We start from the raw sequence: 20,110 nt of genomic DNA on the forward strand, positions 1-20,110 counted from the left end.
CGTTCCGGGGAGGATCAGATCCCGCCGGGTTCGCTGCGTTCTGCAGCAGCCTTCTCGCGGCGCGGGGCGAACACATGCCAGAGCAATAGCACCGGCTCTATCACCGCCATGCCGACCAATGTGCCCGCGAGCCGCTCAAGCCCCGGCGTGATGACCGCGCCGGCGTAGCTGTCGGGCACCAACGTCACCAACACGGCGAGCGTGAACTGCGTGCCGGCGTAGCGGTGCGCGTGATCGCCGTTCTCGACATGCCGGCCAATCGCGACGCCCAGGGCGGTGCCGAGGATCAGCAGCGGCGCGGAACCAGCGCCCACGAACAGGAACGCCGCCGCGAACGCCGCCCCGGCCAGCCCGCCGATCAGCCGGTAGACCAACCGCCAGCTCACCGGCATGAAGCCGCTGCTGCCGATCCCCGACAGCGGCACCAGCATCACCGCCATGATCGTGATCGCGCCGGCCGAAAGCGCGGGCACGTCGAACCACGCAGACACCATGACCAACAGCGCGAGCGCGAGGCCGCCTTGTGCGGCGTGGCGGAACGCGGGCCAGTTCCACCCGGCGATGCCGGCCGAGGCGTTGCGCTCGGCGGGCCACAGCCGGCGTAGCGTGAGCGCCGAGAGCAGGCTGACGGTCACGCACGCGGCCGTCCCTGCGATCGTTTCGAGAATGCGCGTCCGCACGAAGCTGACGAGCGGGATCTCGGGATCGTGGAGCGTGTCGTACAGCACCATTGCGAAGGTGAGGCCGACGAACAGCCAGGCATAGGCGCGTTTTGCGGTGATCGCCCGATACAGCGTGACCGTGCCGATCGCGAGGATGCCCGGCGCGGCGAGCCACCAATGCGCCGCGATGAACGGGATCGCCGCCAGCGCGAGCAGCCCGCCCGTCAGCGTGCCGACGACGCGCAGCACACCGCGCTGCACGGTTTCGAGCAGATGCCCGCGCATCACCATATACCCAGCGAACGCCGCCCAGGAGACGTTGGTCGCGCCGATCGCGTGCGCGGCGAGGACCGCGAGCAGCACCGAGGCGACGCACTCCGCCTCGTCGATCGTGCGCACGTCGATACGACGGCGCAAGGAGGCGAGCGGGGCGATCATCGCCGCCACGCTACGCGGTGCCCGCAGGTGGCACCAGCGCGTCTCGGCGGTTTCGTCGCGTCGCGCCGGACGAACCGACCATTGTCAACCGCCAACCGTCATGCCAGCGCAAGCTGGCATCTCCTTGTGGCTCGCACGGGACAAGAGCCGCACGAGACCCCAGCTTGCGCTGGGGTGACGGCTTTATCCGAGCTTTCGCTGGGGAGATGCCGTGCGAAAAAGCGGATCTATCCGCCCAGCTTCTCCGCCATCAGCGCCTTGAGATCGACCTGCGCGCGCGCGCCGTAGTGCGAGATGATCTCGGCCGCGCAGATCGCGCCGAGGCGGAGCGATTCGGCGACGCTCAGATCCTGCGCCTGACCGTGGAGGAAGCCCGCCGCGAACAGGTCGCCCGCGCCGGTGGTATCGACGACGCGCGCGACAGGCTCGGCGGCGACGGTGACAGTCTGGCCGCCCGAAACCGCGATCGCACCCTTTTCGCTGCGCGTCACCACCAGCATCGGCACCTGCTGCGACGCCGCCTCGACCGCCGAATCGAAATCGTCGGTCTGCATGAGCGCGAGCAGCTCGGCCTCGTTGGCGAACATGATGTCGAGCAAATCCTTGGCCATCAGGTCACGGAAGTCAGCACCGTGGCGACCGATGCAGAAGGTATCGGAAAGCGTGAACGCGACCTTGCGGCCCGCCTTGCGCGCGATCTCGATCGCGGCGCGCATCGCGGCGCGCGGCTCCTCGGGATCCCACAGATAGCCTTCGAGATAGAGAATCGCGGCAGAGGCGATCATCTCGCGGTCGAGCGCGGTCTCGGGCAGGAACTGGGACGCGCCGAGGAAGGTGTTCATCGTGCGCTGGCCGTCGGGCGTGACGAAGATCAGACACCGCGCAGTGGTCGGCTCACCATCGCGTGCGGCGGTGGTGAAGTCGATGCCGACCGAACGGATATCGTGCGCGAAGATCTGGCCGAGCTCGTCGCTGGCGACCTGGCCGATGAAGCCGCACTTGCCGCCGAGCGCAGCGATGCCGGCGACGGTGTTCGCCGCCGAGCCGCCGCTCGCCTCGACCCCCGGCCCCATCTTGGCGTACAGTGCATCCGCCTCTTCGGGCGAGAACATCAGCGCCATCGATCCCTTGTTCATGCCGGCCTCGACGATGAAGGCGTCGGTGGCCTGGGAAAGCACGTCGACGATGGCGTTGCCGATCGCGACGACGTCGTAAGTTGGGGCGCTCAAGGGATTCTCCGGGGATCTGGGTAAAGGAGCCGCCTAGGGCGCGGCGTCCCCGTGCGCAACCGCGTTGACGTGCGCGCGATCCGGCCGCACGACGGGGGATGATCCGCGCCTTCTTCCTTTCGATCGGCCAGTTCGGCGACCGCGCCTTTCTGATCGTGTTCGCCAAATCGCTTGGCCTCACCTTCGCGTTGTTCGCGCTGCTCGGCGGCGGTGCTTGGGCATGGGCGCAAAGTCTTGCCGCGACGCAGGGCGCGGATGGCTGGCTTTCGGCGCTGGCCGGGTTCGCCGCGCTGCTCGCGGTGTTCGCGGCGGGCTGGCTGTTGTTCCGCGCGATCGCGATCGGCGTGATGATGGTGTTCGCCGAGGAGATCGTCGTCGCGGTCGAACGCAAACATTATCCGCAAGCGCTGGCCGAGGCGCGGCATGTCGGCATGGCGCGCGCGGCGATGATGGGGCTCGGCTCGGCGGCACGCGCGGTTGTCGTCAATATCGTGGTGCTGCCGCTGTATGTCGTGCTGCTGGTGACTGGGGTGGGTACGATCGCGCTGTTTCTCGTCGTCAACGGCTGGCTGCTCGGGCGCGACCTCGCCGAGATGGTCGCGGCACGGCATTTGCCCACTGCGGCGATGCGTGGCTGGCGCGCGTCGACCCGGATGGAGCGGTTCACGCTGGGGGTTGCCGGGACCGGGTTGTTCATGGTTCCGATCCTCAACCTCGCGGCGCCCGTGCTCGGCGCGGCGATGGCGACGCATCTGTTCCACGGGAAGCAAGCATGACACGATTCGCCCCCAAATTTACGACGACTCTGCTAGCGGCGGCGACTCTCGGCGGCTGCGCCAGCGGAGTCGTGCCGGCGGCGCGCCCGGCGACGTTCGTGCCGGTGCCGGGCGGTGGCGGCACGATGCTGACAAGGGTGATGGGCCAAACCGGGTCGGCACTCACCGCGATGTTCGGCGCGCCGATCGCCGACGTGCGCGAGGGCGACGCGCGCAAGCTGCAATATGGCAATGCGACCTGCGTGCTCGACGCCTACCTCTACCCCAAGGGCAAGAGCGAACCGGTGGTCAGCTATGTCGATGCGCGCCAAACCGACGGCAGCCCGATCGACCGCGCGAGCTGTGTGGTCGCTTTGCAGATCGGCAAGCGGAAGTAAGTCACGCCGGCGGCGTGGCCGGTCTGATGACCGGCCACGCTCGCGATATCAGCAGCCGTTGCGGTAGTTCTGCGACCGATCGTGCTTCTGGTCGAGGCTCTTGCCGAGCAGACCGCCGCCGACCGCACCAAGGACGGTGCCGAGCGTGCCGCCACCGAGCACCGAGCCAAGCACCGCACCGCCCGCGCCGCCGGCGATCAGGCCGGTGGTGCCGCTGGAACGACGGCAATCCTGATAATAGCGGCGATGGTTGCCGCGATAATAGCGACCGTCGTCATCGTAGTGGCGCTGGTATTGCGCGCGATCATCATAGCCATAGCGCTGCGCCTCGGCGGGTGCCGCAATGCCCATCGGCATAAGCACGGCGGCGGCGAGGGCGGCGGCGGCGAACTTCTGCTTCATCATCATACGTCTCCTTCGATGCGATGGAGACGGTTTACGCGCCGATGCCTGCAACCATCCTGAACTGACTGTGCAACGTTCGTTCAGTATTGGACCGTTTCGGGCGGGCTTGTGGACGTTCCATGTGCTTCGCCGAGCGCGGCGTTCAATGGGGGCGGAACTGGCGGATATCGACGACATTGCCGGCCTGCGCGATGGCCTCGATGCGGCGGACGTCGATTTCGAGCACGCCGAACAGGGTGACGCTACCGAGCACGCTTTCACCCGTGTCGATCCGCACGCCTTCGACCGAGGTGCTGAGCGCAAGTGGAGCGAGCAGCCGGCGCGCCTCGACGCGAACACCACGGTGGAGCAGCACCGCGATCGTGCCGTTGCCCGCGACGATCGCGGCGCCGCCGTCACCGCTGACCAGCGCAGCGCGGGCGATGAAGCCCGCGAGCCGTTCCTCGGCCATGCTCCGCGCCTTGTCCTCGTCGGTGAGCTTGCCTTCGTCGCGCCGAAGCTTGCGCGCGTACCATGCGAGCGCGATCACTGCGGCCAGCGCCAAGGCGATCTGATACCAGCGCAGGCCGAGCAGAAAGTCCATCAGGCCCGGCCCGACAGCGCCTCTAGCAGCGGGCGCAGACCGTTGAGATCGTAGCCGGCCTCGCGTCCCTTGGCGATCAGCACATCGGGATCGCGGCCCTGCTTGGCTTGCGCGAGCGCCCAGAGATTGCACGATCGCGTGCCCGACCGACAATAGGCGAGCACCGGCCCGCCGGCGCTGTCCAGCGCCTGCACCATCGCGTCGATCTGCGGGTGCGAGAAGCCGGCCTGCGTGACGGGGATTTCGGTATAGGCAAGCCCCGCCGCCTCGGCGGCGGCGCGCACGGCGGCACCGTCGGGCTGGCCGGCGTCCTCACCATCGGGGCGGTTGTTGACGATGGCGACGAAGCCGGCGGCGGCGATGTCGGCCACATCTTTGGGGGCGATCTGCGGCGAGACCGAAACCGAGTCGTCGATTTTGCGTATCATGGGGTTACTCTATCCTCTCGCTCATCCGCGTAACACCTCGAGGAAGGCGTCGCCATAGGTCTCCAGCTTGCGCGCGCCGATGCCGGTGATGTGCGCGAGCGCGGCGCGGCTGGTGGGTTTGAGCGTCGCCATCTCGCGCAGCACCGAATCGTGGAAGATGACGTAGGGCGGCACCTGCGCCGCCTGCGCCAGCTCGCGCCGCTTCGCGCGCAACGCCTCGAACAGCGGATCGCCGGCCGGATTTTCGGCAGCGGCACCGCGCCGGCGCCGCTCGCGCTTGGGCTGGACGAGCAGCGAGACGGTGGTCTCGCCTTTGAGGATGCCGCGCGCCTCGGGGCCGAATTCGAGACCACCGAAATCGTTGGTGCGAAGCGCGTCGCGCAGCAGCAGCGCGCGCGAGACGGGCTTGATGAGCGCGGCTTCCTCAGGCGAGGAGGCGATGCCGAACACGCCGAGCGCCTCGTGCCCGTTCATCAGGCTGCGCTCAGTCGACTGGCCGGTCAGGATGCTTTCGATATAGCCAACGCCAAAGCTCTGGCCCGTGCGAAAGACCGCGGAGAGGAATTTCCTCGCCACCTCCGTCGCATCGATCGCGCCGGGCGGGTTGAGGCAATTGTCGCAATTGCCGCAGTTATCGGGCGCCGGGTCGCCGAAATGGCGGAGCAGGATCTGGCGGCGGCAGGTCGGCGTTTCGACCAGCGCGCCGAGCGCGGTGAGACGAGCGCGCTCGCCGGGCTGACGGTGCGGCTCGACCTCGCCGATGCGCTGGCGCGCCTTGGCGAAATCCTCCGCGCCCCAGAACAGATGGGCGATCGACGGGTCGCCGTCACGGCCGGCGCGGCCGGTCTCCTGATAATAGCCCTCGATCGACTTGGGCAGGCCGGCGTGCGCCACGAAGCGGACGTCGGGCTTGTCGATGCCCATGCCGAACGCGACCGTCGCGACGATCACCATGTCCTCGCTCGCGACGAAATCGGCCTGATTGCGCGCGCGCACGGCGGGATCGAGACCGGCATGATAGGGCCGCACCTTGCGCCCAGTCGCGGCGAGCCGCTCGGCGAGTTGTTCGACGCCTTTGCGGGTCTGCGCATAGACGATGCCCGGTCCGGGCTGCTCGGCGACGATATCGGCGATCTGGCGGGTGATATTGTCCTTGGGGCTGATCCGATACTGGATGTTGGGCCGATCGAACCCCGCCACGATCATGCCGTCGTGCGGGATGCCGAGCTGTTCGAGGATGTCGGCGCGGGTATGCGCATCGGCGGTCGCGGTCAGCGCTAGGCGCGGCACGTCCGGGAACGCATCGAGCATGGTCCGCAGCAGGCGATAGTCCGGGCGGAAATCATGTCCCCATTCGGAGACGCAGTGCGCCTCGTCGATCGCGAACAAGGCGAGCGGGGACTGGCTGAGCAGGTTGCGGAACGATTCGTTCGAGGCGCGTTCGGGCGCGACATAGAGCAGGTCGAGCTCGCCACGCCGGAAGCGCGCGATCGTTTCCATCTGGTCGGTATCGACCGAAGTGAGGGTCGCCGCGCGGATGCCGATCGCGGTGGCGGCGCGAAGCTGGTCGTGCATCAGCGCGATCAGCGGCGAGACGACGATGCAGGTGCCGTCGAGCGCGACCGCGGGCAACTGATAGCACAGCGACTTGCCCGCGCCGGTCGGCATCACCGCGAGCGTGTTCTCGGCACGCAGCACGCGACTGACGACCTGTTCCTGCACGCCGCGAAAGCCGGGGAAGCCGAAGGTGGATTGGAGGATGGGAAGTGGATCAATCACGCGCCCGATTAGGCGCTTCGCGGCTACCCTGTCGAGCCTTTGGAAGAACCGCGCGCCATCATGCCATCGACCAGCAGGTCAAGCGTGGCCTCCACCGCGCCCCGGTGCAGCGCGCCCACGTTCGCGTCGAGCAGCAGCGTGGCGAGCCCGTGGACCAACCCCCACGCGGCGAGCGTTGCCTCCTCGGCGCGATCGGGCGCGATCTGCGCGACGCGGTTGGCGAGCACCGTGTAGGCGGTCTCGCCCTCAGGCACCCCGCCCGCTTTCTCGCGCGAGAACATCAGCCGGAACAGCGCCGGGTGCGCCAGCGCGAAATCGACATAGGCGCGGCCTTGCGCAACCAGAGCCGCGCGCGAATCGGGCACGTCGTCCGCAGCGAGCAGCCGCGTGCGCAACGCGCCGAATCCCTCGTCGGCGACCGCCGCGAGCAACGCGGCACGGTCCGCGAAATGCCGGTATGGCGCCATCGCCGATACGCCGGCGGCGCGCGCGACTTCACGCAGGCTCGGGGGCCCGTCGCCGGCTTCGAGCAAGGTCAGCGCAGCGGTCACGAGCGCCGTGCGCAAATCGCCATGATGATAGGGTGCGGCCATGTTTACATCGTACACTTATGCGGTTATGTGTACGCCATATACATTTGGAGCCGTGACCATGCAAAATTCGGTGAAGCGCGAGTCGATCGACCTTTCGGCCCTGCCGGATCTCGTCGTGGTGATGCTCGGTTTTCGTGTGCGCCGCTGGCGCGGGGTGCTGTCGATTTTGCGGATCGGTCGCGGACTGTCGGCGATCCGGCAGGACAAACCGGACGGACTGCTCCACGACGAACAATGCTTCTACTCGCTGACCCACGTCGGCATCCGGCAATATTGGCGCGATTACGAGAGTCTCGAACGCTTCACGCGCAGCGAACCGCACGCGACTTGGTGGCGCGATTTCCTGCGCGATAGCGGCGGGGCCGGCTTCTGGCACGAGGCGTATCGGATGAGCGGCGGGATGGAGGGCGTGTACGTCGATATGCCCGCGCCCGTGGGCTTCGGCCATTTCGCGCGCCCGCGTGATCCGCGCGGACCATTCCTGTCGGCGCGCGCGCGAATCGAGGCGGGGCGCGTCGCGGTCTGACGCCGCGCTCTTTCGAGTCCCGGCGGTTTATGCGACACGACCTTATGCCTGACGTTACCGACAACCGCGCCGAACATGAGTTCGAACTCGTCATCGACGGCCACCGCGCCGTGGCCGCCTATCAGATGGAGGACGACACGATCGTCTTCACGCACACCGTCGTCCCCAAGGCGATCGAGGGACGCGGCGTGGGGTCGCGGCTGATCCGCGCCGCGCTCGATTCGGCGCGCGACCGCAAGCTCAAGGTCATCCCGCAATGCCCGTTCGTGGCGGCGTATATCGAGCGGCACCCGGAATATCGCGACCTGCTGTGAGGCTTTTGTTCCCCCGCGAAGGCGGGGGTCCAGAGCAACCGCGCGCAGCGTTCGTGGCTCTGGGCCCCCGCTTTCGCGGGGGAACAGTTATGCGTGAGGCGGACGACACCTGACACAGTTGCCCTGTCCGCTTCGCCTCGCTAGGGGCACGGGATGGAACCGCAGGTCGGCATCATCATGGGCAGCACCTCCGATTGGGAGACGATGCACCACGCCGCCGATCTGCTGGGCGATCTCGGCGTCGCGCACGAAACTAAGGTGGTGTCGGCGCATCGCACGCCGCAGCGGCTTTATGAGTATGCCGAAGCGGCAGCGGGGCGTGGCCTCAAGGTCATCATCGCGGGCGCGGGCGGCGCGGCGCATCTGCCGGGCATGACGGCGGCGCTGACGCATTTGCCGGTGCTCGGCGTGCCGGTCCAATCCAAAGCGCTGAGCGGCCTCGATAGCCTCTATTCGATCGTCCAGATGCCGGCGGGAATTCCAGTCGGCACGCTCGCGATCGGCAAGGCCGGCGCCAAGAACGCCGCGTTGCTTGCCGCCGCGATCCTCGCGTTGGCTGATCCCGCGCTTTCGGCACGGTTGCAGGCGTGGCGTGCAGCGCAGACCGATGGCGTCGCGATCGATCCGGCGTGATGTCCCACGTTTCCGTTCGTCCCGACGAACGGATGTTGAAGCATAGGAACGCTGAAGCGGTGCGCGCATGACTCCCCTCCCCCCCGGCTCGACCATCGGCATCCTCGGCGGCGGGCAGCTCGGGCGGATGCTCGCGGCTGCCGCGGCACAGCTCGGGTATCGCACACACGTCCTCGCACCCGACGCCGAGAGCGTCGCCGCGCAGACCGCGTCGAGCTTCACCCGCGCCGATTATCACAGCCGAATCGTGCTCGACGAGTTGGCCGCGATCACCGATGTCGTCACCTACGAGTTCGAGAATATCGCGCTCGACCCGATCGTCTATCTCGCCGCCAAGGTGCCCGTGCATCCCGCTCCCGCCGCGCTCGGCGTCGCGCAGGACCGCGCCGAGGAAAAGAGCTTCGTCGCCGAACTCGGCGGCCGCACCGCGCCGTGGGCGAAGGTCGAGAGTCTCGACGACCTGCGCGCCGCCATCACCACGATCGGCACACCGGCGATCCTGAAGACGCTGCGGCTCGGCTACGACGGCAAGGGGCAGGTAAGGCTCCACAGCGCCGACGAGGCCGAGGCGGCGTGGAACGCGATCGGCGGGCGGCCCGCGATCCTCGAAGGCTTCGTTTCTTTCAGCCACGAGTTCTCGATCATCCTCGCCCGGCGCAGCGACGGTGCGATGGTCAGCTATCCGCCGCCGTGGAACGAGCACAAGGACGGTATCCTCGCGCGCTCCTCGCTGCCCGCGCCGGCCGAGATCGCCGCGCAGTGGGGCGAGGCAGCGGCGCTGGCCGGGCGCATCGCCGACCGGCTCGGCTATGTCGGCGTGCTGGCGTGCGAGTTCTTTGCCGGCGCGGACGGCCCGGTGTTCAACGAGATGGCGCCGCGCGTCCACAATTCGGGGCATTGGTCGATCGAGGGCGCGGTGACGTCGCAATTCGAGAACCATATCCGCGCGATCTGCGGGCTGCCGCTCGGCGATACCGGCCTTACCGCGCCGAGCGTGGTGATGGACAATCTGATCGGGGACGAGGCAAACGGCTGGGCGGAAATCCTCGCCGAACCGGGCGCGCACCTCCACCTTTACGGCAAGGAAGTGCGGCCGGGCCGCAAGATGGGCCATGTGACGCGGATCGGACGGGTTTAGGCGCCCTCCCGTCAGGCGTCTTCGAGTTGCGGGCGCGGCGGATGCAGGCGAAGCCGCCCCACCCGGCGGGTATCAGCTTCGGTAACTTCGATCGTCCAGCCACTCGGATGCGCGATGCACGTGCCCACTTCGGGCACATGCCCCGCCAGCACCGCGGCAAGTCCGCCGATCGTATCGATGTCGCCATCGACCTCGGCGAGGCGCGGATCGATCAGATCGCCGACATCCTCGAGTTCGGCGCGCGCGTCGGCCTCCCAGCCGCCGCCGTCGATCGGCACGAGCAGCACCGCCGGCGCTTCGTCATGCTCGTCCTCGATATCGCCGACGATCTCCTCGATCAGATCCTCGATCGTGACGAGGCCCTCGGTGCCGAAATATTCGTCGAGCACGATCGCGAGATGGACTCGCTTGGTCCGCATGTCGGCGAGCAGATCGAGCGCGCCGCGCGACATCGGCACGTAGAGCGGCTCGCGCAGCAGCCCGACGATCGTATCGGGGTGCGGCGCGCCGGTCGCGAGGATGTTGAAGACATCCTTGATGTGGACCATGCCCGTGATCGTATCGAGCTTTTCCTTGTAGACCGGGATTCGGCTGTGACCGGCTTCGGCGAACAGCTTGACCAGATCGGCGAAGCTCGTGCGCTCCTCGACCGCCACGATATCTGCGCGCGGCACCCCGATGTCGCCCGCGTCGCGCTCGCCGAAATGGAGCAGGTTGCGCACCATCTGCCGTTCCAACGGGGAGAGATCCCCGGTGGCATCGGGGGCGGGATCACCCTCATGCGCGTCGATCACGTCTTCGAGCTGGGTGCGGAGCGATTCGTCGCCCGCATCGCCGAAGATCAGCGTCTTGAGATGCTTCCAGATGCCGCCCTCATGCTGGGCGGAGTCGCCGGCCTGCGCGCCGGTGCTGGTGGTACTATGGCTAATACCATTACTGGGGCCGTCGGCCATGGCGGTCGTTTCAGTCCTCGCGAATGAGATATGGGTCAGCAAGTCCGAGCGACGTGAGCGCATCGGTTTCGATCGCTTCCATCGCTTCGGCCTCATCCTCGACCATATGGTCGTATCCTAGCAGATGCAGCGCGCCATGCACGATCAAATGCGTGGCGTGATCGACAAGGGCGATGCCGCGCTCCTCGGCCTCCGATACGCAAACGCCGTAGGCGAGCACGATGTCGCCCAGCAGAACCTCGCCATCGTCGCTGTTCTGGCCGATCGTCTCGAGCAGATCGGGCTGCACCATCGGGAAGGACAGCACGTTGGTCGGCTTGTCCTTGTGGCGGTATTGCGCGTTGAGGTGCTGGACCTCGGCATCGTCGGTGAGGCGGACCGACACCTCGAACAGCGCCTCGGCGGTCAGGATTTCGCCATTGGGCGTCCGCTCGATCGCGGCGGTCGCGGCGCGGAGCGCGAGCGCCTCCCAATCGTGATCGGGCCACGCGCTTTCAGCGGAAACGGCGATTTCGAGCATCAGGCAAGGTCCGTATATGAGAAGTCATCGCCCTTGTAGAGCAGGCGGGCGTTGTTGGCCTTGGCGCAGGCATAAGCGAAGCAATCGCCCATGTTGAGGCGGGCGGGATGGCCCGTGCCCTTGCCGTACAGGCGGTGTGCCTCGATCGCGAGTCGTTCCTCGGCCTCACCGATCGGCACCAGTTGAAAGCCAAGATCCTCAAACCACCGATGAATCGCTTGGCCAGCCTCGACGATATCGACGAGTCGGATACGAGCGACCGCTCGAACGGCTTCCCACGCCCCCGTCGCGCAATAAAGCTTCCTTTCGTGCTGATCGAGCGCGTCTATCAGCGCATCGCAATCCTGCTCCAGCGTCATGATCGCGACAAGGGCCGATGCATCGACGAGGATCGTCAATCCTCATCCTCGTCGTTGAGGCTATCGTAGAACGCCTTGTCCGCCTCAAGCCCGGTTTTTTGCAACAAGCCGGGGTGTTCACGCCACAGCTTTTCCAGTGAGTCCCGAGTGGAAGATCGCGGTGTCTTTGCATCCAGTTCGGCTTCGCGCGCGGCAGCCAGTTCGTGGACCAGCGCGGTCTTGGTCACGCCGGATCGCTTCGCGAGCCGCGTCACCAACGCTGCGGTTTCCGCATCCTTGATATAGAGTGACGCCATCTCAGCCTCCGCAGGATATCCCGAATATAATCCGGGATATCCCTTCGATCAACCGTCGACGCCTTCATAGGCCTCGACGATCCGACCGACGATCGGATGGCGCACCACATCGCTCGCGCCGAACCGGCAGATCGACAGGCCCTCGACACCCTCGAGCCGCTTGACCGCATCGTTGAGCCCGCTTGCCGCCATACCGCCGGGCAGATCGGTCTGCTTGGGATCGCCGCACACCACCATGCGGCTGTTCTCGCCGAAACGGGTCAGGAACATCTTCATCTGCGCGGGCGTGGTGTTCTGCGCTTCGTCGAGGATGATGAAGGCATCCGCCAGCGTGCGCCCGCGCATGAAGGCGATCGGCGCGATCTCGATCTCGCCGCTGGCGATGCGCCGCTCGACCTGTTCGGCGGGCAGGCAATCGTTGAGCGCGTCATAGAGCGGGCGCAGGTAGGGATCGACCTTCTCCTTCATGTCGCCGGGCAGGAAACCGAGCTTCTCGCCCGCCTCCACCGCCGGACGCGACAGGATCAGCCGCTGGATGCTGCCGGTGATGAGCTGCGCCACCGCCTGCGCGACCGCGATGTAGGTCTTGCCGGTGCCCGCCGGTCCGAGCGCGAAGATGATGTCGTTGTTTAGCAGTTCGCGCATGTAATGTGCCTGCGCGACGGTGCGCGGCACGATCGTCTTCTTGCGCGTTCGGATCATGATCTGCGGCGGACCGCCACGATCCTCGGCGCGAATGATGCCGGTCAGTGTCGGCTCCGCAGACATCGCGATCACCGCCTCGACCATCCCGGCATCGACCACTTCGCCACGCGTGATGCGGTTGTAGAGCGCGTGCAGAACGTCTCGCGCCGAGGCGACCGCCTCGGCGGTGCCCTCCAGCCCGACCTTGTTGCCGCGCGCGGTGATGTACACACCGAGCCGGCTTTCGAGGAGAAGCAGGTTCTGGTCGAACTCCCCGAACAACTGCGCCATCAACTGCGGGCGGTCGAACACGACTTCGGCGCGGCTGCGCTCGCCGGCTTGGGCGGGGACGGGCTTTCGGCTCATGCGGTTCCTTCGGCTACGAGAAGGAGAGCGCGCCGACGCTCGCAGCCGCTGCGCGAGGCGCATCGGGGCTGACGACAAGGAGGGCGGTTACGCTGCATCCGTAAAGGAGTTTGGCAGATCATGGCGGCGCGCGACAGGGGGAAAGCGCGCCGCCCGCGCCATTCTTATTGAGCCAAGTTGGAGACGACCGCCGCTACCGCCGAAACAGCACAAGCGACACCCCGGACAGGATGATGCGCACCACGCCCAGCCCGGCATAGAGCCACAGCCCGATCCGCGTGCGCCGCCACGCCGGTCCGGTTTCTTCCAGAAAAAGCGCCTGGTCGTCAGGCAGCAACGTCGAGCCTCGCGCGTTTGAAGACTTCATCCTCGCTCCCGTGTGGCTGTTCCAAGATTGTACCGGTCACCGAGTTCGGCCCGGCGGCGGTGATTCCGACATCGACGAGATCACCGATCGCCGCTTCGCCGATGACGTGAACCGACTGCAACCACGGGCTTTTCCCGATGAGCTGACCGGGCAATTTGCCCTTGCGCTCCATCAGCACGGTGCAGCGACGGCCGACGCTGGCGGCGTTGAACGCGGCCTGATCGCGGTTGAGCGCGGCCTGCAGACGCTGGAGCCGTTCGTCCATCACCTCCGCCGCGACCTGATCAGCCATGCCGGCGGCGGGCGTGCCCGGGCGCGGCGAATATTTGAAGCTGAACGCCTGCGAATGGCCGACCGCATCGACGAGGCTCAGCGTTTCGGCGAAATCGGCCTCGGTCTCGCCGGGGAAGCCGACGATGAAATCGCCCGACAGCGCGATATCCGGCCGCACCGCGCGCACGCGGTCGAGCAGGCGCAGATACGAGTCGCGCGTGTGGCTGCGGTTCATCGCCTTGAGGATTCGGTCGCTGCCCGACTGCACCGGCAGATGCAGGAACGGCATCAACTTCTCAATGTCGCGATGCGCCTCAATCAGCCCCTGCGCCATGTCGTTGGGGTGGCTGGTGGTGTAGCGGATGCGGTGCAGCCCGGCGATGTCGGCAAGTGCCGCGATCAGGTCATGCAAGCCGCGACCGTCGTCGTCCCATGCATTGACGTTCTGGCCGAGCAAGGTGATTTCCTTCGCACCCGCATCGACCAGCGCCTTGGCCTCATCGACCACCTGAACCCAACCGCGCGACACTTCGGCGCCGCGCGTGTAGGGGACCACGCAATAGGTGCAGAATTTGTCGCAGCCTTCCTGCACCGTCAGGAACGCACTTGGCGCAACGCGGCGGCGCGGTGGCAGATGGCCGAACTTGAGATCGACCGGCATGTCGGTGTCGAGCGCAGCCTCGCCGCGCGCCGCGCGCGCGACCAGATCGGGGAGGTTGTGATAGGCTTGGGGCCCGACCACCACATCGACCTTGGCGCGCCGCACGATCTCGGCGCCCTCGGCCTGCGCGACGCAGCCGGCCACCGCGATCAGCGGATCGGCACCGTGCTTACGCAACCGGCCGATGTCCGAATAGACCTTCTCGGTCGCCTTCTCGCGGATGTGGCAGGTGTTGAGCACGACGAGATCGGCGGCATTGGCGTCGTCGGTCGCGGTGAGGCCCTGGTCGGCCATGATCTCGGCCATGCGCTCGCCGTCATAGACGTTCATCTGGCAGCCGAACGACTTGACGTGAAAGGTCTTGGGAAAGGATTTCATGATGGGCGCTTCATACTCGCCGCGGCGCCTACGCACAAATCATGGCAGCACAGGGGCTTGATCGGCCATGCGCGCCCAGGCGTCGTGGCCGGCAAACGCCGGCACCGGATGGCCGAGCAAATCCGCCAACGCCACTTCGATCCGCCGCCGGCTCTCCGCCGCGATCGCCTTGCGACCGGGGAAGTCGCGCGGGTGGAAGGGTTCGAGGAAATGCACCACCACCGGGAAGCTGCCGCGCCGGGCGAGCACCCGCGCGGCATTGTCCTTGCCGCTTTCGTCACCGAGCCAGCCGATCTCGATGCCGACATCGCCGTAATCGACCAGCACCGGCTGAACCATCACGCCGGGCGGCGGCGGTTCGAGCACCTTGAGCATCGAGGTCTTGAAAGGCAGCAGCGAGCGGCCGTCCTCGGTCGTGCCTTCGGGAAAGACCGTCACCGACCAATTCTCGGCGAGGGTCTCGCGCAGCGCGTTGATCTGCCCCGCCACGCCGAGCCGATCCTCACGTTCGACGAAGACGGTACGGTTGAGCGATGATAGCCAGCCCACCACCGGCGCGTCGCGAATCTCGGCCTTCGCGACGAACGCAGTGCCGCTCGCTCCGGCGATGGCCGGGATGTCGATCCAACTGACGTGATTCGCGATATAGAAGACATCGCGCTTGAGCGGCACGCCGGCGATACGAACACGCGCGCCGCTCACCCGCCCCGCCCCCGCCAGGAACATGCGCGGCCACGGTGAGGACAAGCGCACCAGCCGCCAGAGATAGTGCAGCGGCACCGTTACCAGCGCGAGACCGAAGAGCATGGCGACGCGACGCCACAGTCGCACCTTGCCCGTGATGCTCAACGGCACGGGCCGCCCGGCGGCGGCGGCGAGGCGCTCCGGACTCAGCAGGCCTCAGACCTTGCGGTCGATCGCGACGCCGTACAATTCCATGCGATGATCGACGAGGCGGAAGCCGAGTCGCTCGGCGATCGTCTTCTGTAATTGTTCGAGTTCGGGATCGACGAATTCGAGCACCTTGCCGGTTTCGACATCGATCAGGTGATCGTGATGCGCCTCGGGAGCCGGTTCGTAGCGCGAACGGCCGTCGCCGAAATCGTGGCGATCGAGAATGCCGGCCTCCTCGAACAGCCGCACCGTGCGATAGACGGTGGCGATCGAGATACCCGGATCGATTGCAGACGCGCGTTCGTAGACGCGCTCCACATCGGGATGGTCATCCGCTTCGGAAAGGACGCGGGCGATGACGCGCCGCTGTTCGGTGATGCGAAGGCCCTTTTCATTGCACAGGGCTTCGATGTCGATTTTGCGGGGCATAGGCGCGTTCTAAGCGCTTCGCGGCCACGGATAAAGGGGGGCGCTTCGGATTCTTCGTGAGCGCGAAAAGGGCGGCGCCGGCAAGGCCGGCTGCCGCCCTTTTGGGTTGGGTCAGCGGGTCGCGGTCTTGCGACGCTTGGTGCCGAGGCCGATCTTCTTGGCGAGTGTGCGGCGCTGTTCGGCGTAGCTCGGCGCGACCATCGGGTAATCGGCAGGAAGACTCCACTTGGCGCGATATTGCTCCGGGGTCATCTGATAGTGCGTCATCAGATGACGCTTGAGCATCTTGAGCTTTTTACCATCCTCGAGGCAGACGATATAGTCGGGCTTGATCGAAGAGCGCACCGAAACGGCTGGCTCCTGCTTGATCTCGGGCGTCGGTGCCGGGCCGCCAAGACCCGCCAACGCGCCATGCACGTTGGCGATGAGAACGGGAATATCCGAGACCGCGACGCTATTGTTGCTGACATGCGCAGCGACAATATCTGCGGTGAGCGTGACTAAAGTTTCCTGAAGTTCCAATTGCGTATCCATTGCTAACCTTCCGACCCATTACGAGCTACTGTTGCCGCAGCTCTCGCTGTGCCTATTCTCGCTTGCTGACATAAGTGCAAGCGACAATTTTGTCATGAATCGGTATTATCGAGGCAATTCACGACGAAATGTAAAAGCATCAAAGGCATGGCCGTCAGAACCGCGATAGTAACGGCGACGTTCGCCGACCTTATTGAAGCCCGATTCGCTGTAGAGGCGGATCGCAGCATTCCCATCACGCACTTCAAGATGCAGGCTTTTCGCGCCGCGGCTTGTGCTTTCGGCGACGACCGCGCGCAACAACGCCGATCCGACGCCGCGACGCCGCAGGCTGGGCACCGTGGCCAGCAGCAGCAGTTCGACCTCGTCGACGATGATCCGCGACAAAGCAAAACCGGCGGGTTCGTCATCGATCGACGCGATCGTCAGCCATACGCCCGGCATCGACAGGATGCCGAGACACTGGTTGCGGGTCCACGCCTCGCCATAACGGGGATCGAACGCCGCCTGCATGATCGAATCGACCGTGCCGAGATCGACGGCGCCGCCACTGCGCAGATCGACACGGGTCAGCATCGTGCTCATGCCGCGATCGGCTTCGCATCGGGGGCGCGGCCGTAGAGTGGGGCGGCGGCGAGCGTGGTGAAAGCGGTTGGCAGCAGCAGTGCGTCGGCGGCGCGGGGCAGCGCATCGGCATCGCTGCGCGCGGGATCGATTCCGGCGAGCAGACGGACGCCGCTGCCGACCGCGAACCGCCCCTCCAGCGCGGCGAGCGCAGCTTCGGGACGAAGCGAAACGAGGCTGCTACGGATCTGAAGCGGCGCATCGAAGGTCTGCATGAAGACCTCGCCATGCCCACCCTCGATGATGGTCGCAAGCGTGTACGTACCCGGATGGCGCTCGAACGCCGCAGCGGCGAGCAGCGGCAGCGACGAGAAGCCGCCGAGCGTAGCGCTCCAGCCGAGTGCCAGCGCGCGCGCCGCCGCGATGCCGACGCGCACACCGGTAAAGCTGCCGGGACCGCAATCGACCAGGATGTGCTGCGCGCGCCCGCCGTCGGGCAGCGCTGCGATCATCGGCAGCAGCCGTTCGGCATGGCCGCGCCCGACGACCTCATGCCCGGCGGCGATGACCGCGTTGCCTTCCAGCAGGGCGACCGAACAGGCGGCAGTCGCGGTTTCGATGACGAGCGTGCGCAAACCCGGTTCAGACGATCCGGTTGAACGTTTCGAACGGCGGGCGTGGCGAGCGACCGTGGACCGTCGTCGGATCACCGACGCCGAGCGTCGCAATGAAGTTCGAGGTGATGTTGGGCGTATCGGCGAAGAACGCCGCATCGACGGCGGCATTGTCGAATCCCGACATCGGCCCGGTATCGAAGCCGAGCGCGCGCACCGCGAAGATCAGATACGCGCCCTGCAGCGACGAGTTGCGCAGCGCGGTTTCCTTGCGCACGGCGACCTTGTCGTCACCGGCGAACCACGCGCGGGCATCGGCATGCGGGAACAACGTAGGCAAATGTTCGTGGAAATCGGAATCCATGCCGATGATGACCGTCACCGGCGCCTTGCGGATCTTGGCGCCGTTGGTGCCACTCGACAGCGCCGCGAGCTTTTCCTTTGATTCGGGCGTCGTGCACCAGACCAGCCGCGCCGGCAGCATGTTGACCGAGGTCGGCCCGAACTTCATCAAATCCCAGATCGCGTGCAGATCGGCTTCGGTGACGGGCGCATCGGTATAGCCGTTGTAGCTGCGCGCGGACCGGAAGATCGTGTCCAGCGCGTCGTCGGACAGCTTGGCGGCCATGAAGATTCCTCGTGATGCGTGATGTGAAGAGTTGAGCGCGCCGGCCTTCAGACCGCGCGCACCTCGGTAACTTCGGGGACGTAATAGCGCAGCAGTTGTTCGATGCCGTTCTTGAGCGTCGCCGAGGACGACGGGCAGCCCGAACAGGCGCCCTGCATCTGGAGGAACACCTTGCCCTTGTCGAAGCCGCGATAGATAATGTCGCCGCCGTCATTGGCGACGGCGGGGCGGACGCGCGTCTCGATCAGATCCTTGATCTGCGCGACGATGTCCGCATCCTCGGGATTGTCGGCGAAGTCGCCTTCGGACGGAACCGAAATCCCGGCGGCACTGCCGGCCCGGAAGAGCGGCATTCCGGCACTGAAATGGTCGAGCAGCAACGCCAGAACGTCGGGCTTCAACTGTGCCCAGTCGCTACCGGGGCCGGCGGTTACCGAAATGAAATCGCGACCAAAAAAGACGCCGGTGACATCACCAAGACCGAACAACGCGTCGGCAAGCGGTGAAGCTTCGGCTTCTTCCGGGGTCGCGAAGTCGCGCGTGCCGCTGTCCATCACGGTGCGGCCCGGAAGGAACTTCAGGGTCGCGGGATTGGGTGTCGCTTCGGTTTCGATCAACATGCGGTGCATGTGGCGTGGCGTTACGGCCGGATCAAGGCGTGTTTGCGAAAGCTTGTCTTTCCGGTTCGCGCCCCAAAACCACATCAGACACCCGTTTTCTTGATCGTTTCGTTCCAGATCAGGATGTTGTCGCGGGCTTCCTGAACGAAGGCGGAACGACGGACCAGCCGTAACACCAGATCCGCCACGATCCTGCCGGGGCGGCGCAACGGCCGGGCGAACTGGATCAGCAGCACGACTCGCGTTCCACTGGTGTCGTTCCAGACCTCGTGACTGTATGTATCGTCGAACACCAGCGTCTCGCCTTCGGCCCAGCGCACGATACGATCGCCGATCCGCATCCGCACGTCGCCATCGCGCGGCACGATCAGCCCGAGGTGGCAGGTCAGCAGCCCCTTGGTGACGCCGCGATGATCTGGGATGTGCGCGCCGGGGGCGAGGATCGAGAAGACCGCGGTGTTGAGGCCCGGTATCCGCGCGACCGCCGTCGCCGTGGCGGGGCAGCGTGCGATATTCTCGTCGATCGCGCAGCCATAGCCCGACAGGAAAAACGATTTCCATTGGCCGACACGCGCGATCGCGCGGTGATCGGGCGAGATCACGGCCAGGCTCGGCGCGGCATCGCCTTGCAACGCGACGCCGAGCGCCTCGTCGCGGATCGCGCGCCAGTTCTCGCGCAACGCCGCCGTCCAGGCGAAATCGCGCATGTCGAGCACCGGATCGTTCGTCACCAGCGAAAACGTGGCGATCAGCCGGTCGAAAACGCCGCGCAGCCGCTTGCCGATGCGGATCGCGAGCGGCCGGCTGCGTTCGGGCTCAAGCGGGGACTGCAAAGCCGACGCCGGGACACGGGGCGCAACGACATCGTGGCGCGGCGCGATGCTGCCGGATCTCTGCCCGCTTGGGCGAACGCTCGAATCGATGGTGGTACGCACGACGCTGCCCGAATCCCCTGGGACCATCGGCGCGCCAGCGCCGACCAGGACCGGTTAGCCGCGATCTGGGTCTGAAACATGGCAGACATATTGGTTTCCTTGGGGTTTCGCCGCCGATTGTGGTGGAAACGGGGCCGCTGGCGGTGCCCGACGA

The 20,110-nt window shown here is 66.4% G+C and carries 28 protein-coding genes; 6 read left to right on the top strand and 22 right to left on the bottom strand.

The window, feature by feature from the left end:
• Window positions 1-14 precede the first annotated feature (14 nt).
• Together J0A91_RS02185 and J0A91_RS02190 are read right to left on the bottom strand one after the other, a co-directional pair.
• A complete protein-coding gene (locus J0A91_RS02185; RefSeq protein ID WP_069206948.1) occupies window positions 15-1,100 on the bottom strand; it encodes an FUSC family protein in 1,086 nt (361 codons plus the stop codon).
• A gap of 227 nt (window positions 1,101-1,327) precedes the next feature.
• Complete coding sequence (locus J0A91_RS02190) at window positions 1,328-2,329, bottom strand: adenosine kinase (RefSeq protein WP_069203543.1); 1,002 nt, start codon at window positions 2,327-2,329, stop codon at window positions 1,328-1,330.
• Between the two features lie 98 nt (window positions 2,330-2,427).
• Here J0A91_RS02190 and J0A91_RS02195 point away from each other — a divergent pair, with 98 nt between their 5' ends.
• Together J0A91_RS02195 and J0A91_RS02200 are read left to right on the top strand one after the other, a co-directional pair.
• Window positions 2,428-3,105, top strand: coding sequence for an EI24 domain-containing protein (locus J0A91_RS02195; protein WP_069203544.1), 678 nt, complete (start codon window positions 2,428-2,430; stop codon window positions 3,103-3,105).
• On the top strand, window positions 3,102-3,482 hold the full coding sequence (locus J0A91_RS02200) for a hypothetical protein (RefSeq protein ID WP_069203545.1): 381 nt from the start codon (window positions 3,102-3,104) through the stop codon (window positions 3,480-3,482). Before J0A91_RS02195 ends, J0A91_RS02200 begins: the two co-directional genes overlap by 4 nt.
• Before the next feature lie 48 nt (window positions 3,483-3,530).
• Here the strand turns inward: J0A91_RS02200 and J0A91_RS02205 are convergent, their stop codons facing one another.
• The 5 genes from J0A91_RS02205 to J0A91_RS02225 form a co-directional block, all read right to left on the bottom strand.
• Window positions 3,531-3,887 carry a hypothetical protein gene (locus tag J0A91_RS02205; RefSeq protein WP_338056945.1) on the bottom strand — a complete coding sequence of 119 codons (357 nt, stop codon included), beginning with the start codon at window positions 3,885-3,887 and terminating at the stop codon, window positions 3,531-3,533.
• A gap of 142 nt (window positions 3,888-4,029) precedes the next feature.
• Window positions 4,030-4,470, bottom strand: a complete 441-nt coding sequence (locus tag J0A91_RS02210) for a hypothetical protein (RefSeq protein WP_069203546.1) — start codon at window positions 4,468-4,470, stop codon at window positions 4,030-4,032.
• Window positions 4,470-4,898, bottom strand: coding sequence for a TIGR01244 family sulfur transferase (locus tag J0A91_RS02215; protein WP_069203547.1), 429 nt, complete (start codon window positions 4,896-4,898; stop codon window positions 4,470-4,472). The genes J0A91_RS02210 and J0A91_RS02215 overlap by 1 nt, the downstream gene beginning before the upstream one ends.
• Before the next feature lie 21 nt (window positions 4,899-4,919).
• A complete protein-coding gene (recQ, locus tag J0A91_RS02220) occupies window positions 4,920-6,677 on the bottom strand; it encodes a DNA helicase RecQ (protein WP_069203548.1) in 1,758 nt (585 codons plus the stop codon).
• Between the two features lie 23 nt (window positions 6,678-6,700).
• Window positions 6,701-7,270, bottom strand: coding sequence for a TetR/AcrR family transcriptional regulator (locus tag J0A91_RS02225; protein ID WP_069203549.1), 570 nt, complete (start codon window positions 7,268-7,270; stop codon window positions 6,701-6,703).
• Window positions 7,271-7,328: 58 nt separating this feature from the next.
• Between J0A91_RS02225 and J0A91_RS02230 the strand changes: the two genes are divergently transcribed.
• The 4 genes from J0A91_RS02230 to J0A91_RS02245 all read left to right on the top strand — a co-directional run bounded on the left by J0A91_RS02230 (window position 7,329) and on the right by J0A91_RS02245 (window position 9,881).
• Complete coding sequence (locus J0A91_RS02230) at window positions 7,329-7,796, top strand: monooxygenase family protein (RefSeq protein ID WP_069203550.1); 468 nt, start codon at window positions 7,329-7,331, stop codon at window positions 7,794-7,796.
• Window positions 7,797-7,840: 44 nt separating this feature from the next.
• Entirely contained in the window at window positions 7,841-8,110 is a 270-nt protein-coding gene (locus J0A91_RS02235) for a GNAT family N-acetyltransferase (RefSeq protein WP_069203551.1), read from the top strand.
• A gap of 153 nt (window positions 8,111-8,263) precedes the next feature.
• Window positions 8,264-8,743, top strand: a complete 480-nt coding sequence (purE, locus tag J0A91_RS02240; RefSeq protein ID WP_069203552.1) for a 5-(carboxyamino)imidazole ribonucleotide mutase — start codon at window positions 8,264-8,266, stop codon at window positions 8,741-8,743.
• Window positions 8,744-8,810: 67 nt separating this feature from the next.
• Complete coding sequence (locus J0A91_RS02245) at window positions 8,811-9,881, top strand: 5-(carboxyamino)imidazole ribonucleotide synthase (protein WP_069203553.1); 1,071 nt, start codon at window positions 8,811-8,813, stop codon at window positions 9,879-9,881.
• 11 nt (window positions 9,882-9,892) lie between these two features.
• Here the strand turns inward: J0A91_RS02245 and J0A91_RS02250 are convergent, their stop codons facing one another.
• From J0A91_RS02250 to J0A91_RS02320, 15 genes are all read right to left on the bottom strand, one after another.
• Complete coding sequence (locus J0A91_RS02250; protein ID WP_069203554.1) at window positions 9,893-10,834, bottom strand: hemolysin family protein; 942 nt, start codon at window positions 10,832-10,834, stop codon at window positions 9,893-9,895.
• Between the two features lie 10 nt (window positions 10,835-10,844).
• On the bottom strand, window positions 10,845-11,354 hold the full coding sequence (gene ybeY, locus J0A91_RS02255; protein ID WP_069203555.1) for an rRNA maturation RNase YbeY: 510 nt from the start codon (window positions 11,352-11,354) through the stop codon (window positions 10,845-10,847).
• Window positions 11,354-11,752, bottom strand: a complete 399-nt coding sequence (locus J0A91_RS02260; protein ID WP_069203556.1) for a type II toxin-antitoxin system VapC family toxin — start codon at window positions 11,750-11,752, stop codon at window positions 11,354-11,356. Before J0A91_RS02260 ends, ybeY begins: the two co-directional genes overlap by 1 nt.
• Entirely contained in the window at window positions 11,749-12,009 is a 261-nt protein-coding gene (locus tag J0A91_RS02265) for a type II toxin-antitoxin system VapB family antitoxin (protein WP_069203557.1), read from the bottom strand. Before J0A91_RS02265 ends, J0A91_RS02260 begins: the two co-directional genes overlap by 4 nt.
• A 48-nt stretch (window positions 12,010-12,057) precedes the next feature.
• A complete protein-coding gene (locus J0A91_RS02270) occupies window positions 12,058-13,059 on the bottom strand; it encodes a PhoH family protein (RefSeq protein ID WP_069203558.1) in 1,002 nt (333 codons plus the stop codon).
• Between the two features lie 193 nt (window positions 13,060-13,252).
• A complete protein-coding gene (locus J0A91_RS02275; RefSeq protein WP_169833069.1) occupies window positions 13,253-13,396 on the bottom strand; it encodes a hypothetical protein in 144 nt (47 codons plus the stop codon).
• Window positions 13,386-14,690 carry a tRNA (N6-isopentenyl adenosine(37)-C2)-methylthiotransferase MiaB gene (gene miaB / locus J0A91_RS02280; RefSeq protein WP_069206950.1) on the bottom strand — a complete coding sequence of 435 codons (1,305 nt, stop codon included), beginning with the start codon at window positions 14,688-14,690 and terminating at the stop codon, window positions 13,386-13,388. The genes J0A91_RS02275 and miaB overlap by 11 nt, the downstream gene beginning before the upstream one ends.
• 87 nt (window positions 14,691-14,777) lie before the next feature.
• Entirely contained in the window at window positions 14,778-15,545 is a 768-nt protein-coding gene (locus J0A91_RS02285) for a lysophospholipid acyltransferase family protein (protein ID WP_083224458.1), read from the bottom strand.
• 93 nt (window positions 15,546-15,638) lie between these two features.
• Window positions 15,639-16,061, bottom strand: a complete 423-nt coding sequence (locus J0A91_RS02290; protein WP_069203560.1) for a Fur family transcriptional regulator — start codon at window positions 16,059-16,061, stop codon at window positions 15,639-15,641.
• A 111-nt stretch (window positions 16,062-16,172) separates the two neighbouring features.
• A complete protein-coding gene (locus J0A91_RS02295; protein ID WP_069203561.1) occupies window positions 16,173-16,595 on the bottom strand; it encodes a Ros/MucR family transcriptional regulator in 423 nt (140 codons plus the stop codon).
• A gap of 105 nt (window positions 16,596-16,700) precedes the next feature.
• Window positions 16,701-17,180, bottom strand: a complete 480-nt coding sequence (locus J0A91_RS02300; RefSeq protein ID WP_069203562.1) for a GNAT family N-acetyltransferase — start codon at window positions 17,178-17,180, stop codon at window positions 16,701-16,703.
• A complete protein-coding gene (tsaB, locus tag J0A91_RS02305) occupies window positions 17,177-17,794 on the bottom strand; it encodes a tRNA (adenosine(37)-N6)-threonylcarbamoyltransferase complex dimerization subunit type 1 TsaB (RefSeq protein ID WP_069203563.1) in 618 nt (205 codons plus the stop codon). The genes J0A91_RS02300 and tsaB overlap by 4 nt, the downstream gene beginning before the upstream one ends.
• 7 nt (window positions 17,795-17,801) lie before the next feature.
• Window positions 17,802-18,401 (bottom strand): malonic semialdehyde reductase, encoded by a 600-nt coding sequence (locus J0A91_RS02310; RefSeq protein ID WP_069203564.1) that lies wholly within the window; start codon window positions 18,399-18,401, stop codon window positions 17,802-17,804.
• Between the two features lie 47 nt (window positions 18,402-18,448).
• Window positions 18,449-19,021 (bottom strand): NifU family protein, encoded by a 573-nt coding sequence (locus J0A91_RS02315; RefSeq protein ID WP_069206951.1) that lies wholly within the window; start codon window positions 19,019-19,021, stop codon window positions 18,449-18,451.
• 83 nt (window positions 19,022-19,104) lie between these two features.
• The gene (locus J0A91_RS02320; RefSeq protein ID WP_069206952.1) at window positions 19,105-19,854 is read right to left on the bottom strand and encodes an aspartyl/asparaginyl beta-hydroxylase domain-containing protein; all 750 of its coding nucleotides are present in this window, start codon (window positions 19,852-19,854) and stop codon (window positions 19,105-19,107) included.
• Window positions 19,855-20,110 lie beyond the last annotated feature (256 nt).

Source organism: Sphingomonas panacis, assembly GCF_001717955.1.
Lineage (GTDB): Bacteria > Pseudomonadota > Alphaproteobacteria > Sphingomonadales > Sphingomonadaceae > Sphingomonas > Sphingomonas panacis.